At 68.8% G+C, this 15,705-nt stretch carries 15 protein-coding genes; 10 read left to right on the top strand and 5 right to left on the bottom strand.

The features are described 5' to 3' along the window. Nucleotides 1–146: 146 nt before the first annotated feature. Entirely contained in the window at nucleotides 147–437 is a 291-nt protein-coding gene (locus B8W67_RS06250; protein ID WP_069392854.1) for a hypothetical protein, read from the bottom strand. 230 nt (nucleotides 438–667) lie between these two features. Between B8W67_RS06250 and yajC the strand changes: the two genes are divergently transcribed. From yajC to B8W67_RS06220, 6 genes are all read left to right on the top strand, one after another. Beyond that, entirely contained in the window at nucleotides 668–988 is a 321-nt protein-coding gene (gene yajC, locus B8W67_RS06245; RefSeq protein WP_069392853.1) for a preprotein translocase subunit YajC, read from the top strand. A 70-nt stretch (nucleotides 989–1,058) separates the two neighbouring features. Continuing rightward, nucleotides 1,059–2,987: a protein translocase subunit SecD gene (secD, locus tag B8W67_RS06240; protein WP_085302978.1), complete on the top strand. Its 1,929-nt coding sequence runs from the start codon at nucleotides 1,059–1,061 to the stop codon at nucleotides 2,985–2,987. Nucleotides 2,988–3,013: 26 nt separating this feature from the next. Further along, a complete protein-coding gene (gene secF, locus B8W67_RS06235) occupies nucleotides 3,014–4,267 on the top strand; it encodes a protein translocase subunit SecF (protein WP_372507432.1) in 1,254 nt (417 codons plus the stop codon). Nucleotides 4,268–4,271: 4 nt separating this feature from the next. After that, entirely contained in the window at nucleotides 4,272–5,921 is a 1,650-nt protein-coding gene (locus tag B8W67_RS06230; RefSeq protein WP_069392850.1) for an ABC transporter substrate-binding protein, read from the top strand. Then, complete coding sequence (locus B8W67_RS06225; RefSeq protein ID WP_069392849.1) at nucleotides 5,888–6,442, top strand: adenine phosphoribosyltransferase; 555 nt, start codon at nucleotides 5,888–5,890, stop codon at nucleotides 6,440–6,442. Before B8W67_RS06230 ends, B8W67_RS06225 begins: the two co-directional genes overlap by 34 nt. 116 nt (nucleotides 6,443–6,558) lie before the next feature. Continuing rightward, on the top strand, nucleotides 6,559–8,883 hold the full coding sequence (locus B8W67_RS06220) for a RelA/SpoT family protein (RefSeq protein ID WP_069392848.1): 2,325 nt from the start codon (nucleotides 6,559–6,561) through the stop codon (nucleotides 8,881–8,883). Nucleotides 8,884–8,904: 21 nt separating this feature from the next. Here B8W67_RS06220 and B8W67_RS06215 read toward each other — a convergent pair whose 3' ends face one another. The 3 genes from B8W67_RS06215 to B8W67_RS06205 are packed head-to-tail and all read right to left on the bottom strand — an operon-like array spanning nucleotide 8,905 to nucleotide 11,690. Next, nucleotides 8,905–9,975, bottom strand: a complete 1,071-nt coding sequence (locus tag B8W67_RS06215) for a SecDF P1 head subdomain-containing protein (RefSeq protein WP_069392847.1) — start codon at nucleotides 9,973–9,975, stop codon at nucleotides 8,905–8,907. 4 nt (nucleotides 9,976–9,979) lie between these two features. Further along, nucleotides 9,980–10,813: a peptidylprolyl isomerase gene (locus tag B8W67_RS06210; RefSeq protein ID WP_234793944.1), complete on the bottom strand. Its 834-nt coding sequence runs from the start codon at nucleotides 10,811–10,813 to the stop codon at nucleotides 9,980–9,982. Continuing rightward, entirely contained in the window at nucleotides 10,806–11,690 is an 885-nt protein-coding gene (locus B8W67_RS06205; protein ID WP_085302974.1) for a peptidylprolyl isomerase, read from the bottom strand. Before B8W67_RS06205 ends, B8W67_RS06210 begins: the two co-directional genes overlap by 8 nt. A 106-nt stretch (nucleotides 11,691–11,796) precedes the next feature. On the opposite strand from B8W67_RS06205, the gene B8W67_RS06200 reads away from it, so the two are divergent. The 3 genes from B8W67_RS06200 to B8W67_RS06190 all read left to right on the top strand — a co-directional run bounded on the left by B8W67_RS06200 (nucleotide 11,797) and on the right by B8W67_RS06190 (nucleotide 14,308). Next, a complete protein-coding gene (locus B8W67_RS06200) occupies nucleotides 11,797–12,471 on the top strand; it encodes an MBL fold metallo-hydrolase (protein WP_069392844.1) in 675 nt (224 codons plus the stop codon). A 63-nt stretch (nucleotides 12,472–12,534) separates the two neighbouring features. Next, nucleotides 12,535–13,848: a histidine--tRNA ligase gene (gene hisS / locus B8W67_RS06195; protein ID WP_069392843.1), complete on the top strand. Its 1,314-nt coding sequence runs from the start codon at nucleotides 12,535–12,537 to the stop codon at nucleotides 13,846–13,848. Nucleotides 13,849–13,870: 22 nt separating this feature from the next. After that, complete coding sequence (locus B8W67_RS06190) at nucleotides 13,871–14,308, top strand: Rv2576c family protein (RefSeq protein ID WP_234793943.1); 438 nt, start codon at nucleotides 13,871–13,873, stop codon at nucleotides 14,306–14,308. A gap of 10 nt (nucleotides 14,309–14,318) precedes the next feature. Here B8W67_RS06190 and B8W67_RS06185 read toward each other — a convergent pair whose 3' ends face one another. Next, a complete protein-coding gene (locus B8W67_RS06185) occupies nucleotides 14,319–14,840 on the bottom strand; it encodes a helix-turn-helix domain-containing protein (RefSeq protein ID WP_069392841.1) in 522 nt (173 codons plus the stop codon). A gap of 63 nt (nucleotides 14,841–14,903) precedes the next feature. On the opposite strand from B8W67_RS06185, the gene B8W67_RS06180 reads away from it, so the two are divergent. Beyond that, nucleotides 14,904–15,689, top strand: a complete 786-nt coding sequence (locus B8W67_RS06180) for an aldolase (protein ID WP_069392840.1) — start codon at nucleotides 14,904–14,906, stop codon at nucleotides 15,687–15,689. Nucleotides 15,690–15,705 lie beyond the last annotated feature (16 nt).

Genomic DNA, 15,705 nt, shown 5'->3' with positions numbered 1-15,705 from the left:
TCTGCACTGCGCCCAACAAAAACTACGTTAGCAAAACTAAGTTAATTTGGAAACGGCGGCGCCGGCGCCGCCGTCTGTGAATTGCACCACCGCAGTGCGACGCCGCGTCCCGCGTCACAGTGCGGGGTGCGCGGCCCGAGCGGGGATCAGTTGGGCGGCACCACCGGCGGGGCGCACTCGTTGATCGTCGGGTCCCACCACCAGCCGTTGTCGCAGTTGAGCGGTTGCGGGCCGACGCCGAGGGGCCGGCAGACGTTGGCGGTGGGGTCCCACCATTCGCCGGCGGCACAGTTGAGCGGTTGCGGGCCGACGCCGAGGGGCCGGCAGACGTTGGCGGTGGGGTCCCACCACTCGCCGGGGGCGCAGTTCATCGGGGCGGCCGACGCGGTGGGCGCCGTGGCGACGGCCACTGTGCCCAACGGGGCCAGCACCGCCATGACCAGGGGAGCCAGGGCCGCCAAGACCGGCGTACGGGACGGGGCGTGCTTCGGTGATCGCGTCATCGGGGGCCTCCAACCAGGGTTACCGTGGTGGCACCAGCTTATGAGCTCGCCGCCGCGTCTGCGTAGCGGTCGTCGGAATTGCCGGTCCCCGCAGGCGGAGCCCGACGGTAATGGCACACTGGTGACCTGTCGAAATAGAGCAACCCTGAAAGATTGTCGCCGTCATGGATCAACTGGTCATCTTCCTGCCGATATTCGTCGTGCTGGGCGCGTTCATGTTCTTTGCGTCTCGTCGGCAGAAGCGCGCCATGCAGGCCACCATCGATCTGCACGAATCGCTGCGGATCGGTGACCGGGTGCACACCACTTCGGGGCTGGAGGGCACCATCACCGGGATCGCCGACGACACCGTCGACCTGGAGATCGCTCCCGGGGTCGTGACCACCTGGATGACCCTGGCGATCCGGGACCGCATCGAGCCCGACGCCGCCCCGGAGGCCGTTGAACTCAGCGACTCCGACGCCGAACCGTCGACCAGGGACTGAGAACCGGCTCAGCGCCCCGTACTGTTTGCGGGTGCTGTCGAACTGATCGTCAAGCGAGGAGACGCAAAACGTGGCATCGCCTTCGGCGCCGGTGCATCCTGCCCGCTACTTGTCGGCGTTTCTGGCGCTGCTCATCGGCACTTTTCTGCTGGTGTTCCTGACCGGTGACAAAAAACCCGAACCCAAACTCGGTATCGACCTGCAGGGCGGCACCCGCGTCACACTGACCGCGCGCACCCCCGACGGGTCCAAACCGACCCGTGACGCGCTGCTGAAGGCCCAAGAGATCATCGGAGCCCGCGTCAACGGGCTCGGTGTCTCCGGCTCCGAGGTGGTCATCGACGGCGACAACCTGGTGATCACGGTGCCCGGCACCGACGGCGACGAGGCCCGCAACCTCGGCCAGACCGCCCGGCTGTATGTGCGTCCGGTGATGGAGCAGATCCCGGCACGCAACGCCGAGGACCAGGGCGAGGGCCAGGGTGAGGGCCAGGAAATGCCGGGTGGGCCACCGGCTGAGTTGCCCGACGACGCCGATGTGCCGGCCGCGGAGCTGCCCGACACCGCTCCGGCCGAGAAGGCCCCGGCCGACACCGCCCCGGCCGAGAAGGCCCCGGCCGACACCCCGACGATCCCGGCAGTTCCGGGTGCGGAGACCCCCGCTCCGCAGCCGCGGCCCTTCCCGGCCGATCCGCCGCCGCCGACCCCCACCCCGTCGCCGAGCGCGGAGAGCCCGTCGCCGAGCGCGGAGAGCCCGGCGCCGAGTGAAAAGCCCGGCGATGAGAAGCAGCCCGGCGACGAGAAGAACCCCGGCGATCAACCGACCGACGAGCCGGCGGCCCCCGGTAACAAACGTGAAGCGCTGGCCAAACGCATCGAGATCGAAAAGAAGGTGCGCCAGAGCGACGTCCAGTTCATCCAGATCCAGGCGCTGCTCGCGCAGGCGCAGCGCTGCGGTGAAGAGGACGTGCTCGCCGGCAACGACGACCCGGAGCTGCCGCTGGTGACCTGCTCGACCGACGGGCAGACCGCCTACCTGCTGGCCCCGTCGATCATCAGCGGCGACCAGATCAAAGACGCCACCTCCGGCATGGATCCGCAGGGCGGCGGCAATGTCGTCGACGTCAGCTTCAAAAGCGAGGCCGCCGACACCTGGGCGAAGTTCACCGCCCAGAACATCGGCACCGGCACCGCGTTCACCCTGGACTCCCAGGTGGTCAGCGCCCCGGTGATCCGCGAAGCCATCCCCGGCGGGCGCACCCAGATCACCGGGAACTTCACCAAATCAGACGCCGCCGAGCTGGCCAACGCCCTGAAATACGGCTCGCTGCCGCTGTCGTTCGAAGCCTCCGAGGCCCAGACCGTTTCGGCGTCGATGGGGCTACAGGCGATGGAGGCCGGGCTGCTCGCGGGCGCGATCGGGCTGGTGTTGGTGCTGATCTACGCACTGATCTACTACCGCGTGCTCGGGATCCTGACCGCGCTGTCGCTGGTACTCGCCGGGGTGATGGCCTACGGCGTGCTGGTGTTGCTGGGCCGTCAGATCAACTACACCCTGGATCTGGCCGGCATCGCCGGTCTGATCATCGGTATCGGCACCACCGCCGACTCGTTCGTGGTGTATTTCGAGCGCATCAAGGACGAGATCCGGGAGGGACGCTCCTACCGGTCGGCGGTGCCGCGGGGTTGGGCGCGGGCCCGCAAGACCATCGTGTCGGGCAACGCGGTGACATTCTTGGCCGCTGCGGTGCTCTATGTGCTCTCCATCGGCCAGGTCAAGGGCTTCGCGTTCACCCTCGGGCTGATCACCCTGCTCGACATCGTGGTGGTGTTCCTGGTGACCTGGCCATTGGTGTATCTCACCTCGAAGTCGACGAGGCTGGCCAAGCCGGCCTACAACGGCCTCGGGGCGGTCCAACAGGTCGCCCGCGAACGGCGGGCCCTGGGCCGCGCGGCGACGACATCGGCGGCACGGGCCGGGACGGGGACAGCGCGATGAGTGCGAAGACGACGACCGACGACGGCATGGCCAGCGCGGCGACCGAGTTGACCGCCTCGCCGGCGGATGCGCAGATGCCCCACCACGGCTTCCTCAACCGTCTCTACACCGGTACCGGCGCGTTCGAGGTGATCGGCAAACGCCGGCTGTGGTACGCGGTGAGCGGCGCGATGTTCGTTCTGTCGATCGCGGCGATCCTGATCCGGGGGTTCACCTTCGGCATCGACTTCGAGGGCGGCACCACGGTGTCGTTCCCCCGCGGCGACGCCGAAATCTCCCAGGTGCAGCAGGTGTTCTCCGACAGTGTCGGCTTCGCCCCCGAGGCGGTCGTCGAGGTCGGCTCCGGCGGGTCGAAGACCATCCAGATCCGTTCCCAGGCACTCGACACCGACCAGACCGCGGCGCTGAAGACCGCCCTGTTCGACGCGTTCCACCCGCTCGACGCCGAGGGGCAGCCCAGCGAGTCCGCCATCAGCGACTCGGCGGTCTCCGAGACCTGGGGCGGGCAGATCACCATCAAGGCCGCGCAGGCCATCGTGGTGTTCCTGGTGCTCGTCGCGCTCTACATCACCGTGCGATACGAGCGCTACATGGCGCTGTCGGCGCTGGCATCGCTGGTCTTCGACCTGGTGGTGACCGCCGGGGTGTATGCAGCGGTCGGGTTCGAGGTCACCCCGGCCACCGTCATCGGTTGGCTGACGATTCTGGGCTTCTCGATCTACGACACCGTGATCGTGTTCGACAAGGTCGAGGAGAACACCCACGGCTTCCAGCACACCACCCGACGCACCTATGCCGAACAGGCCAACCTGGCGGTCAACCAGACGTTCATGCGCTCGATCAACACCAGCCTCATCGCGGTCATCCCGGTCGTCGCGCTGATGGTCGTCGCGGTGTGGCTGCTCGGCGTGGGCATGCTCAAGGACCTGGCGCTGGTGCAGCTGGTCGGGATCATCGTCGGCACGTACTCGTCGATCTACTTCGCCACACCGCTGCTGGTGTCGATGCGTGAGCGCACCGAACTGGTCCGCAACCACACCCGCAAGGTGCTCAAACGGCGCAACCGCACCGCACGCGCCGACACCGCCGACACCGCCGAACCCTCCGACGCCACGCCGGAGGAGGCCGACGACACCACGGCCCCGGCGACCGACGCCGCCGAGGCGGGTACCGCGCACGCCGACACCGCGACGAGCAGCGCAGCGAAACCGGCGCCGGGGGCGAAACCGAATCGCCCCACTCGCAGCCGGCAGGGGCGGCCCAGCGGTAAACGGCGGTAAACCGATGGCTCTCCGCCGTGCCCTGGTCATCGCGCTCAGCGGCGCCGTGCTGCTGACCCTGGGCCCGACCGCCTGCTCGGCGCTGGGATCCAAGCGGTTGGACTATGTGGTCGACGGGCCGCTGACCACCTACAACACCAACACCGTCGCCGGCGCGGCGTCCGCCGGTGCGCAAGCGTTCGCCCGCACCCTGACCGGGTTCAGCTACCACGGACCCAACGGCCAGGTGGTGGCCGACTACGACTTCGGCACCGTCGCCGAGGTGGGCCGGGCGCCGCTGATCTTGGATTACACCATCGACGAGGATGCCGTCTACTCCGACGGGGTGCCGATCACCTGCGACGACATGGTGCTGACCTGGGCGGCCCAGTCCGGTCGGTTCCCGGCGTTCGACGCGGCCAACCGTGCCGGCTACGCCGACATCGTCCGGGTGGACTGCGAGCCGGGGACGAACACGGCGCAGGTCCACTTCGGGGAGAACCGCAACTTCACCGACTACGACGAGTTGTTCACCGCGACCTCGATCCTGCCGTCGCACGTGATCGCCGATCAGATGGACCTGAGCACCGACGAACTCACCGCGACCCTGCTCGGTGAGGACAGCCCCGTCGTCGACGAGATCGCCCAGGTGTGGAACACCACCTGGGATCTGCACCCCGGAATCGACCCCGACCATTTCCCGTCGTCGGGTCCGTACCGCATCGACTCGGTTCGTGACGACGGTGCCGTGGTACTCGTCGCCAACGACCGGTGGTGGAAGATCGCGCCGGTCACCAAACAGATCACGGTCTCGGCCAAGGGCAGCGACATCCAAGATCGTGTCGACAAGCGCGACATCGACGTCCTGGACATCGCCGCCGGCTCCGCCGGACCGTTGACCACTCCCGACAACTACCGCGAACTCGACACCCCCTCCGACGGGATCGAACAGCTCATCTTCGCCCCCTCCGGTCCGCTGGCCGCCCCCGAGGCGCGCCGGGCGGTGGCGCTGTGCACGCCCCGCGATGTCCTCGCCGCCAACGCCGGGGTCCCGGTCGCCAACGCGCGGCTACAGACCACCCTCGACGACGCGCTGAGCGGTGCCGAGGGCGCCTCGGAGGCCGGGGAGTTCACCGTCGCCAACCCCGACGCCGCCCGCGCTGAACTGGGCGGCGCCCCGCTGGCGGTGCGCATCGGCTACCGCGGGCCCAACCCGCGGCTGGCGGTGGTCGTCGAGGAGATCGCCACGGCGTGCGGTCCGGCCGGCATCACCGTCACCGACGCCGCAGGCATGGACGTGGGAGCGCGGTCGCTGCGCGACGGCGACATCGACATCCTGATCGCCAGCCTCGGTGGCGCCAGCGGCAGCGGGTCCAGCGGGTCGCCGGGGGTGGACTCCTACAGCCTGCACACCGGCAACGGCAACAACCTCTCCGGCTACGCCAACGGCCAGATCGACTTCATCATCGGGGCGCTCGCGGTGGTGGTCAGCCCGGCCGAACGGGTCCGGCTGCTCGCCGAGGCGGCCCCGGTGCTCTGGGCCGACATGCCGACTCTGCCGCTGTACCGCCAGCAGCGCACGGTTTTGACCGCGCAGAAAATGGACGGAGTGGCCGCCAACCCGACGCGGTGGGGTGCCGGATGGAACATGGACCGCTGGGCCCTCAAGCGGTGAGTCCCACCGCCGAGACGATCGCGGCGCTCACCCGCCAGGTGCCGGACTTTCCCACCCCCGGCGTCGCGTTCAAGGATCTGACCCCGCTGTTCGCCGATGCCCACGGGCTGACCACCATCACCGACGCGCTGGCCGACGTCGCCTTCGGTGCCGATTTGGTCGCCGGACTCGACGCACGCGGATTCCTGGTCGCCGCCGCGGTCGCCGCCCGGCTCGGAACCGGGGTGCTGGCGATCCGCAAAGGGGGCAAGCTGCCGCCGCCGGTGCTGCAGGAGACCTACCAACTCGAGTACGGCCAGGCCACGCTGGAAATCCCCGCAGACGGGCTCGCGCTGGCCGGGCGCCGGGTCGTGCTCATCGATGACGTACTGGCCACCGGTGGCACGCTGGCGGCCGCGCATCGACTGCTGGACCGCGCCGGAGCACGGGTCCAGACCGCGGCGGTGGTGCTGGAGCTGGTGGCCCTCGACGGCCGGCGCGCCGTGGCCCCGGTGCCGGTGTACAGCCTGTGCCAGATGTGAGCGAGCCAACCAGGAGCAGCCCGGTGGCGGCGGGCGATATCCTCGGGGCGGAGGTGAGCAACGTGGCTGACGAAGACCGGGGGCCTGGGCGAACGCCGTCGGAACACACCCAGCCGATGTCGGTCGCCGACGTGTTGCCGCCTGAGCCCAACGAACGCACCGACGTTCTCAAGGCGTCGGCGGCGGCGTCGCGGCGGGTGCGGGCCCGACTGGCCCGGCGGATGACCGCCCAGCGCAGCGGCATCAGCCCGGTGCTCGAACCCCTGGTGGCGGTGCACCGCGAGATCTACCCCAAGGCCGACGTCGCGGTGCTGGGTCGCGCCTATCGGGTCGCTGAGCAGCGTCACGCGACCCAATTGCGCAAGTCCGGCGACCCCTACATCACCCACCCGGTGGCGGTGGCCAACATCCTCGCCGAACTCGGGATGGACACCACCACGCTGGTGGCCGCGTTGCTGCACGACACCGTCGAGGACACCGGGTACAGCCTCGAGGAGCTCTCGGCCGACTTCGGCGACGAGGTCGCGCACCTGGTCGACGGGGTCACCAAACTGGACCGGATGGTGCTCGGCAGCGCCGCCGAGGGCGAGACCATCCGCAAGATGATCATCGCGATGGCCCGTGATCCGAGGGTGCTGGTGATCAAGGTCGCCGACCGGCTGCACAATATGCGCACGATCCGGTTCCTGCCACCGGAGAAACAGGCCGCCAAATCCCGCGAGACGCTGGAAGTGATTGCCCCGCTGGCCCACCGGCTGGGGATGGCCACCGTCAAGTGGGAGTTGGAGGACCTGTCCTTCGCGATCCTGCACCCCAAGAAATACGAAGAGATCGTGCGCCTGGTGGCTGATCGCGCCCCGTCGCGCGACACCTATCTGGCCAAGGTCCGTTCGGAGATCACCGCCACTCTCACGGCGGCGAAAATCGATGCGACGGTGGAGGGTCGACCCAAACACTACTGGTCGATCTATCAGAAGATGATCGTCAAGGGCCGCGACTTCGACGACATCCACGACCTGGTCGGTATCCGCATCCTCTGCGACCACATCCGAGACTGCTACGCCGCGGTCGGGGTGGTGCACTCGCTGTGGCAACCGATGGCCGGTCGGTTCAAGGACTACATAGCCCAACCGCGCTTCGGGGTGTATCAGAGCCTGCACACCACCGTCGTCGGGCCCGAGGGCAAGCCGCTGGAGGTGCAGATCCGCACCCGCGAGATGCACCGCACCGCCGAGTACGGGATCGCCGCGCACTGGCGGTACAAAGAAGCCAAGGGCCGCAACAATATTCCGCATCCGCAGACCGCCGCCGAGATCGACGACATGGCGTGGATGCGCCAGTTGCTCGATTGGCAGCGGGAGGCCGCCGACCCCGGCGAGTTCCTGGAGTCGTTGCGTTACGACCTGGCGGTCAAAGAGATCTTCGTGTTCACCCCCAAAGGGGATGTGATCACGTTGCCCACCGGGTCGACCCCGGTCGACTTCGCCTACGCGGTGCACACCGAGGTGGGACACCGCTGTATCGGTGCGCGCGTCAACGGTCGACTCGTGGCTTTGGAACGCAAGCTCGACAACGGGGAAGTGGTCGAGGTCTTCACCTCCAAGGCCCAAAACGCCGGTCCGTCGCGGGACTGGCAGACGTTCGTGGTCTCACCGCGGGCGAAAACCAAGATCCGTCAATGGTTCGCCAAAGAGCGCCGTGAGGAGGCGCTGGAGTCCGGCAAGGACGCCATCGCACGGGAGGTCCGCCGCATCGGACTGCCACTGCAGCGGTTGGTCAGCGGTGAATCGATGGCCGATCTGGCCCGCGGGATGCACTACGCCGACGTCGCCGCGCTCTACACCGCGGTGGGGGAGGGCCACACCTCGGCGCGCCATGTGGTGCAGAAGCTGGTCACCGCGCTCGGCGCCGACGATGACGCCGAGGACGAACTCGCCGAACGGTCCACCCCGACCACCATGATGCCTCGCCGGGAGCGCCGCAGCGACGACGTCGGAGTCGAAGTGCCCGGCGCGCCGGGGGTGTTGACGAAACTGGCCAAATGCTGCACCCCGGTGCCCGGCGACACCATCATGGGGTTCGTCACGCGCGGCGGCGGGGTCAGCGTGCACCGCACCGACTGCACCAACGCCGAGTCGCTGCGCGAACAGGCGGAACGGCTCATCGAGGTGAAGTGGAACCCGTCGGCGTCGTCGGTGTTCTTGGTGGCCATCCAGGTCGAGGCCCTCGACCGGCATCGGTTGCTCTCCGACATCACCCACGCGTTGGCCGACGAGAAGGTCAACATCCTGTCCGCGTCGGTGACCACCTCCGGTGACCGGGTGGCGGTATCGCGGTTCAGCTTCGAGATGGGCGATCCCAAGCATCTGGGGCATCTGCTCAACGTGGTGCGCAACGTCGAAGGCGTCTTCGACGTGTACCGGATCACCTCGGCGTCCTGATCACCCGGCCCCGACGGCGTGTCAGGAGCGTTCGCGCGCCATCACGAACACCAGCCCGCCGATCAGGGCGATCATCAGCACGAAACCCCCGGCGATCAGCCCGAACTCCGGTGAGGAGAAGTTCGACGACGCCGCTGTCGCCTCCACCTGCTCGGTTCGCGTCGCCTCGAACGCCACCGGCAGCGCACGGCCGTTGATCGCGTCGGCGAGATCGCCGGCCTGCTCGTCGGTGTACCCGGAGAGTTGAACGGCCTCGGCGGGCATCGCTTCGTTGATCACCGGGGCGCTGATCACCGCGGTGTCCAGAGTGAACGCCACGCCCTCCCCGACATGGGTACCGGTGTAGTGCGACCATTCGCGTTTGCCGTCGCGGGTGAGCACCAGGTTCACCAACGCGCCCCGGCTGCCGTCGGGCTCGGTGCTCGCACGGTCGATCTGCTCACCGTCGAGGATCGCCGGACCCAGAAGATAGGCCATGGTGGCGTCGGCCGCGCAGGTCACCAGCGGCAGCGCCGGGTCGTCGCGGCCGGCCAACGGGTCGTCGTCCTGACCGCAGCGTTTGGCCTGGGTGAGCAGCGCTTGGACCTGGATGAGCGGGTTGTCGCTCTGGCGCAGGGCTCGCTGCGCTTGGATGCGTTCGGCGAGCGGCGATTTGGTCTGATCCGGTGTCGCGGTGGTGCGGTCGGAGCCGGCCGATTCGGCGGGAACGGAATCGATCACCGGACGCACGAGCAGTTCTCGGCGGGCGCCGAGATCGGCCGGTAGGTCGGGATCGTCACCAGGGACGCTCACGGTGACCGAGTTGTCGTCGGCCGCGACCTCCGCGTTCCGGACGCCGGCGGCTTTGAGTCGGGTGCCGAAGACCTTCTCGGCGCGGTTGATCCCCTCCGTCGACAGCGCCGCGCCGTCGGCGGTCTGCGGCGTCCAGGTGGTTCGGGTGCCGCCGACCCGGTCGAACTCCGCTTGCTTCTGCTGGTCGCCGACGAGCATGCTCACCGTCACCGCCACCAGGTAGGCGAAGACCACCATGATCAACACGATCAACAGGTGGCGCAGCAGCCGCCGCCGATCGGGGGTGGGCGACGTGCTCATCGGGTCAGTCCACCTCGACCGCGGTGACCGTCACCGGGGTGGCCGGGGCGCCGTCGGCGGTCCCGCCGCGCACCCCGCCGGACGCGATGGTGTCGAGCACGCCGAGGCCTTCGTCGTCGATCGTGCCGAACACCGTGTAGGCCGGGGGCAGTTGCGAGTCGGCGTAGACCAGGAAGAATTGGCTGCCGTTGGTGTCCGGGCCGGAGTTGGCCATCGCCAGGGTGCCGCGCGGGTAGGTGACCGGGACCTGCCGGCTCGGGTCGTTCGCCGCGTACTGGTCGGTGGGGTACTCGTCGGCGAATTTGTAGCCGGGCCCGCCGCGTCCCGTTCCCTCGGGGTCGCCGCATTGCAGCACGCTCAGCCCGGCCCCGGTGGTCAGTCGGTGACAGTGGGTGTCGGTGAAAAACCCCTGCCCGGCCAGGTCGATGAAGCTGTGCACCGTGCACGGGGCCTTGGCGTTGTCCAAATCCAGCCCGATGGTTCCCCGATCGGTGGTGAGGGTGGCGTGCCGGATCGCCGGTTCGGTGGCGACCTCCCCGGAGCGCGGCGGGGTCAGCGGCCGCGACGCGGGCCCGGTGCTGATGTAGGAGCAGTTCACCGCCGCCGGTGGTGGTGTGGTGACCTTGGGCAGCATCCCGGTGTTCGGCGGCGGGGTGGGCCGGGTCGACGGCAGCAACGGCAGACCGGTATCCGGGTCGGCGCCGGTGGACGCATCATCGTCGTCGGCATGGGCCACCAGGAACGCGATCACCCCGACGATCAACGCCACGACCACGATCGCGCTCCCCACCGCCACCAACGCCATCGTGGCGTTGGAGCCGGGTTTACGGTCAGTCAAGAAGCACCGACTTGATCGTCACCGGCGTCGTGGGAGCTCCGTCGGTGGTGCCGTCGGCGACCCCGGCGTCGGCGATCTTGTCCAAGGTGGCCAGGCCGTCCTCCTGAATGGTGCCGAACACGGTGAAATTCGGTGCCAGCTGCGAATCACGGTAGACCAGGAAGAACTGGCTGCCGTTGGTGTTCGGCCCGGAGTTGGCCATCGCCAGGGTGCCGCGCGGGTAGGTGACCGGGCGTTCCAGCGCCGGGTCGCCCGGCGCGTAGACGTTGGTCGGGTACTCGTCGGCGAAGGAGTAGCCGGGCCCGCCCTTGCCGGAACCGGTCGGGTCACCGCACTGCAGAACCCCCATCAACGGCGAGGTCGTCAGCCGGTGGCAGGGGGTGTCGTCGAAGAATCCCTGGTCGGCGAGGCTGAGGAAACTGTTCACCGTGCACGGCGCTTTGGCGTTGTCGAGCAACAGCCCCACCGGGCCCTGGTCGGTCATCATCGAGACACTGACGGTGGCCGCGTCGGTCGGCACCTTGCCGTCCTGGGTCTTCGGCGGATTCACCTTCTTGGCCGCCGTTCCCGACGACGGGTAGTCACACGTCACCGCGGTCGCGTCAGAGGGGGTGAACGGCGGCAGCGCGCCGTCGTTGCCGGCCTGATCCGGGTTGTCGGCATCCGGCGGGGTGCTCGCCGCGGTGTTCGCGGTGTCGTCGGAGTCGCCGGTGGTCTGATACACCGCGAACACGCCGGCGGCCACCAGCAGCACCGCTGCCGCGATCGAGGAGGCGATGGTGATCAGCCGGCGGCGGCGTGCCTTGTGGGCGCGACGCTCCAGTTGTCGCTCCAGCTTGCGTTTGGCCGTCGCACGTCGTTGTTCGTTGGTGGGCACCGCGGCTGTCCTCCGTGTTCGTTGCGTTGGTCAAAGTGTGCCAGCCCCGGCTGGGCTGCGCTGACACCACCCGCATGCGAAACCGGGCCGTGGGAAACTGGGCACCGTGTTGATCACCGGATTTCCCGCCGGACTGCTGGCCTGCAACTGCTACGTGGTGGCGCAGCGCCCCGGCACCGACGCGATCATCGTCGACCCGGGTCAGCGGGCGATGGGCACGCTGCGCCGCATTCTCGACGAGAAGCGGCTCACCCCGGCGGCGGTGCTGCTCACCCACGGCCACATCGACCACATCTGGTCCGCGCAGAAGGTCTCCGACACCTACGGGGTGCCGACCTACATCCACCCGTCCGACCGGTTCATGCTCACCGACCCGATCCGCGGGTTCGGCCCGCGGCTGGGCCAGTGGGCCCTCGGGGCGCTGTTCCGCGAACCGAAACAGCTGGTCGAGTTGGATCGCGACGGCGACAAGCTGGAGTTGGGTGGGGTGACGGTCACCGTCGACCACACCCCGGGCCACACCCGCGGATCGGTGTGTTTCCGGATCGACGCCGCCGGACCCGGGCCGGTGGACGTGGTGTTCAGCGGCGATACGCTGTTCGCCGGTTCGGTCGGTCGCACCGATCTGCCCGGCGGCAGTGGGCGCGACCTGTTGGGGTCGATCGTGGACAAGCTGCTGGTTCTCGACGACGCCACCGTGGTGCGTCCCGGGCACGGGTTGGCGACGACGATCGGTGACGAACGCGCCACCAACCCGTTCCTGCAGGGACTCGGCGGGTGACCGCCGCCCAGCGTCGGTGTCGTGCGGTGAAGGAAACCCAGCAGATGAGGAGGAGCGGCGGGTATGACCGAGTCTCGTGAGGCGTTCGCCGGCCCGAAAGGGGTCCCGGACTATCTGCCGCCGGACTCCTCGGCGTTCGTGGCGGTGCGCGACACCATGCTCGCCGCGGCGCGGCGCGCCGGCTACGGCGACATCGAGTTGCCGATCTTCGAGGACACCGCCTTGTTCGCCCGAGGGGTGGGCGAATCCACCGACGTCGTCTCCAAGGAGATGTACACCTTCGCCGACCGCGGCGACCGCTCGGTGACGCTGCGACCGGAGGGCACCGCCGGGGTGGTGCGCGCGGTCATCGAACACCACCTCGATCGGGGAATGCTGCCGGTCAAACTCTGCTACGCGGGGCCGTTCTTCCGCTACGAGCGTCCCCAGGCCGGCCGTTACCGCCAGTTGCAGCAGGTCGGGGTGGAGGCGATCGGGGTCGATGATCCGGCTTTAGACGCCGAGGTGATCGCCGTGGCCGACACCGCGTTCCGTTCGCTGGGGCTCACCGAATTCCGCTTGGAGATCACCTCCCTCGGCGACGACACCTGCCGGCCGGCCTACCGGCAACGGCTCCAGGACTTCCTGTTCGGGCTGGACTTGGACGCCGAGACCCGTCGGCGCGCCGAGATCAACCCGCTGCGGGTGCTCGACGACAAGCGTGCCGCCATCCAGGAGATGACCGCCGACGCCCCGGTGTTGATCGACCACTTGTCGGAGTCGGCGCGATCGCACTTCGACACCGTGCTGGCGCACCTCGACGCCCTCGGCGTGCCGTACGTCATCAACCCGCGGATGGTGCGCGGGCTGGACTACTACACCAAAACCACGTTCGAGTTCGTCCACGACGGCCTCGGCGCCCAGTCCGGGATCGGCGGCGGCGGGCGCTACGACGGGCTGATGGCCCAACTCGGCGGGGCCGACCTGTCCGGGATCGGGTTCGGGCTCGGTGTGGACCGCACTCTGCTGGCGCTGGCCGCCGAGCAGCGCAGAGTCGGCACGCCGGCCCGGTGCGAGGTATTCGGGGTGCCGCTGGGACAGCGGGCCAAAATTGCCCTGGCCACGGTGGCGGCCGACCTGCGGGCCCTCGGGCTCCGGGTGGACCTGGCCTATGGTGACCGCGGACTCAAGGGTGCGATGCGGGCGGCGGACCGGTCCGGTGCGGTGGTGGCGTTGGTCGCCGGCGACCGCGACCTCGACGCCGGCACCGTGGGGGTCAAAGACCTCGTCGCCGGCACCCAGACCGACGTGGCGCACGCCGACGTCGCCGACACCGTCGCCGCCCTGGTGGCCGCCGCCGCGCACAGCGGGAACCCGGCGGCGCGTACCGGGGTGTAACGCTGCGGTAACCTGCCTCGATATGGCGTACATGGATATGGCGTACATGCGCAAAACAACCACGATCGGGGCCGCACTGATGGTGGCGGCCGCCGGTGTCGCCGTCAGCAACGCCACCGCCGGCGCCGATCCCGACGGTGCCCACGAGGTGACCTACACCATCACCGCCGCCGACAGCCTGGTGGCGAAGATCTACTACATCAGCGCCGACCCGCCGAGCATGGCCGACTACAACGCCGACTCGGCCAAATACCTGACCTCGGTGCAGCAGCCGATCGCGCCGGGGGAGCCGCTGGTCTACACGGTCACCCTCAACGACCCCGGCCAGTGGGCGCGGGTCGACGCCAGCGGAGCCCTGCGGGTGCCCCCGAATTTCGGGTGTGAGATCGCTGTGGACGGTGAGGTTGTGGTCACCCAGCAGGGCGGCAGCGGGGTCACCTGCGCCACCGGCCAGTGGTGATCGCAGCGGCTCAGCGGTGCGTCCCGGGCTCGCGGTAGGCGACCACCAGCACGGCGGACGGCTCCTCGCCGAGTTGCCGCAGGCTGTGGTCGATCCGGGCGTCGAAGTAGGCGCTGTCACCGGCGTGCAGCCGCACCGTGGTGTCGCCGTGGCGTAACTCGACAGTGCCGGCGTGGACGAACACCAACTCCTGGCCCGTGTGGGTGGGGTGCGGATCGTCGCCCGGTTCGACCGTCGGGTGAACCATGAACGGCGACATGGCTTTTCCCAGCTGATCGGCGGCCAGCGCGCGGTAGCGGTCCGTGCCGCCGGCGCGATCCACCGAGAGTCGTTCGGCGGGGCCCTCCGTCGCGAACAGGCGCGCGACGTCGACCCCGAGAGCATCGGCGACTTTCAACGCCACGGCGATCGAGGGGGTCGCCTGGCCGCGTTCGATCTTCGACAGGTAACTGCGGGTCAACCCCGTCGCCTCGGCGAGGTGTTGCAGGGTCAGCCCGCGCTGACGGCGGACCGTGCGCAGCAGGGCGGTCACACCACCACTATGACACAAAGTGTCCTATAGTGGAGTTAGTGTTTCCGACGCCGAGGAGCCGTCATGGCCACCACATTCTCCGAATCCAAGCAATCGCTGATGGACCGTGCCCAGCAGCGCCTGGCCCATACCGTCACCGAACCGCAGTGGACGACCCGCCAGAAGGTGGCCCTGACCTGTCGCGTGCTCTTCGACGGCGGCCACGACTCCGGGTTGACCGGTCAGATCACCGCGCGCGCCGACGCGCCGGACACCTACTACACCCAACGGCTCGGTCTGGGGTTCGACGAGATCACCGAGGACAACCTGCTGGTCGTCGATGAGGACCTCAACGTCCTCGAGGGTGCTGGGATGGCCAACCCCGCCAACCGTTTCCACAGTTGGATCTACCGGGCGCGCCCCGATGTGAACTGCATCGTGCACACGCACTCGTTCCATGTGGCGGCGCTGGCGATGTTGGAGGTGCCGCTGGTGGTCTCCCAGATGGACACCACCCCGCTCTACGACGATTGCGCCTTTCTGCAGGACTGGCCCGGGGTTCCCGTCGGCAACGAGGAGGGCGACATCATCGCCGCGGCGCTCGGTGACAAACGGGCGATCCTGCTGGCCCACCACGGTCAGATCGTCGTCGGCGCCACCGTCGAGGAGGCGTGCTCGCTGGGGGTGCTCATCGAGCGTGCCGCGAAACTGCAACTGACGGCGATGGCCGCCGGTGAGATCAAACCGCTGCCGGAGAAACTGGCCCGCGAAGCCCACAACTGGACGCTGACCCCGCAACGCAGCCGGGCCAACTTCGCCTACTACGCCCGCCGCGCCCTGGTGCGTCACCCCGACGCGCTGAGCTGCTGACCCGCTGTCCCGACAT

Origin of the sequence: Mycolicibacillus koreensis (assembly GCF_002104795.1) — a bacterium.
Classification (GTDB): Bacteria; Actinomycetota; Actinomycetes; order Mycobacteriales; family Mycobacteriaceae; genus Mycobacterium; species Mycobacterium koreense.
The sequence above is the reverse complement of the archived record's forward strand: the minus strand, read 5'-3'. Positions and strand labels throughout refer to the sequence as shown.

Excerpts from the sequence above, each read along its gene's own strand:
- B8W67_RS06220 (WP_069392848.1), top strand. The coding sequence starts at position 6,559 with ATGTCGGTCGCCGACGTGTTGCCGCCTGAGCCCAACGAACGCACCGAC.
- B8W67_RS06190 (WP_234793943.1), top strand. The coding sequence starts at position 13,871 with ATGGCGTACATGGATATGGCGTACATGCGCAAAACAACCACGATCGGG.
- B8W67_RS06180 (WP_069392840.1), top strand. The coding sequence starts at position 14,904 with ATGGCCACCACATTCTCCGAATCCAAGCAATCGCTGATGGACCGTGCC.
- yajC (WP_069392853.1), top strand. The coding sequence starts at position 668 with ATGGATCAACTGGTCATCTTCCTGCCGATATTCGTCGTGCTGGGCGCG.
- secF (WP_372507432.1), top strand. The coding sequence starts at position 3,014 with ATGGCCAGCGCGGCGACCGAGTTGACCGCCTCGCCGGCGGATGCGCAG.
- B8W67_RS06250 (WP_069392854.1), bottom strand. The coding sequence starts at position 437 with ATGGCGGTGCTGGCCCCGTTGGGCACAGTGGCCGTCGCCACGGCGCCC.
- hisS (WP_069392843.1), top strand. The coding sequence starts at position 12,535 with ATGACCGAGTCTCGTGAGGCGTTCGCCGGCCCGAAAGGGGTCCCGGAC.
- B8W67_RS06225 (WP_069392849.1), top strand. The coding sequence starts at position 5,888 with ATGGAACATGGACCGCTGGGCCCTCAAGCGGTGAGTCCCACCGCCGAG.
- B8W67_RS06230 (WP_069392850.1), top strand. The coding sequence starts at position 4,272 with ATGGCTCTCCGCCGTGCCCTGGTCATCGCGCTCAGCGGCGCCGTGCTG.
- B8W67_RS06215 (WP_069392847.1), bottom strand. The coding sequence starts at position 9,975 with ATGAGCACGTCGCCCACCCCCGATCGGCGGCGGCTGCTGCGCCACCTG.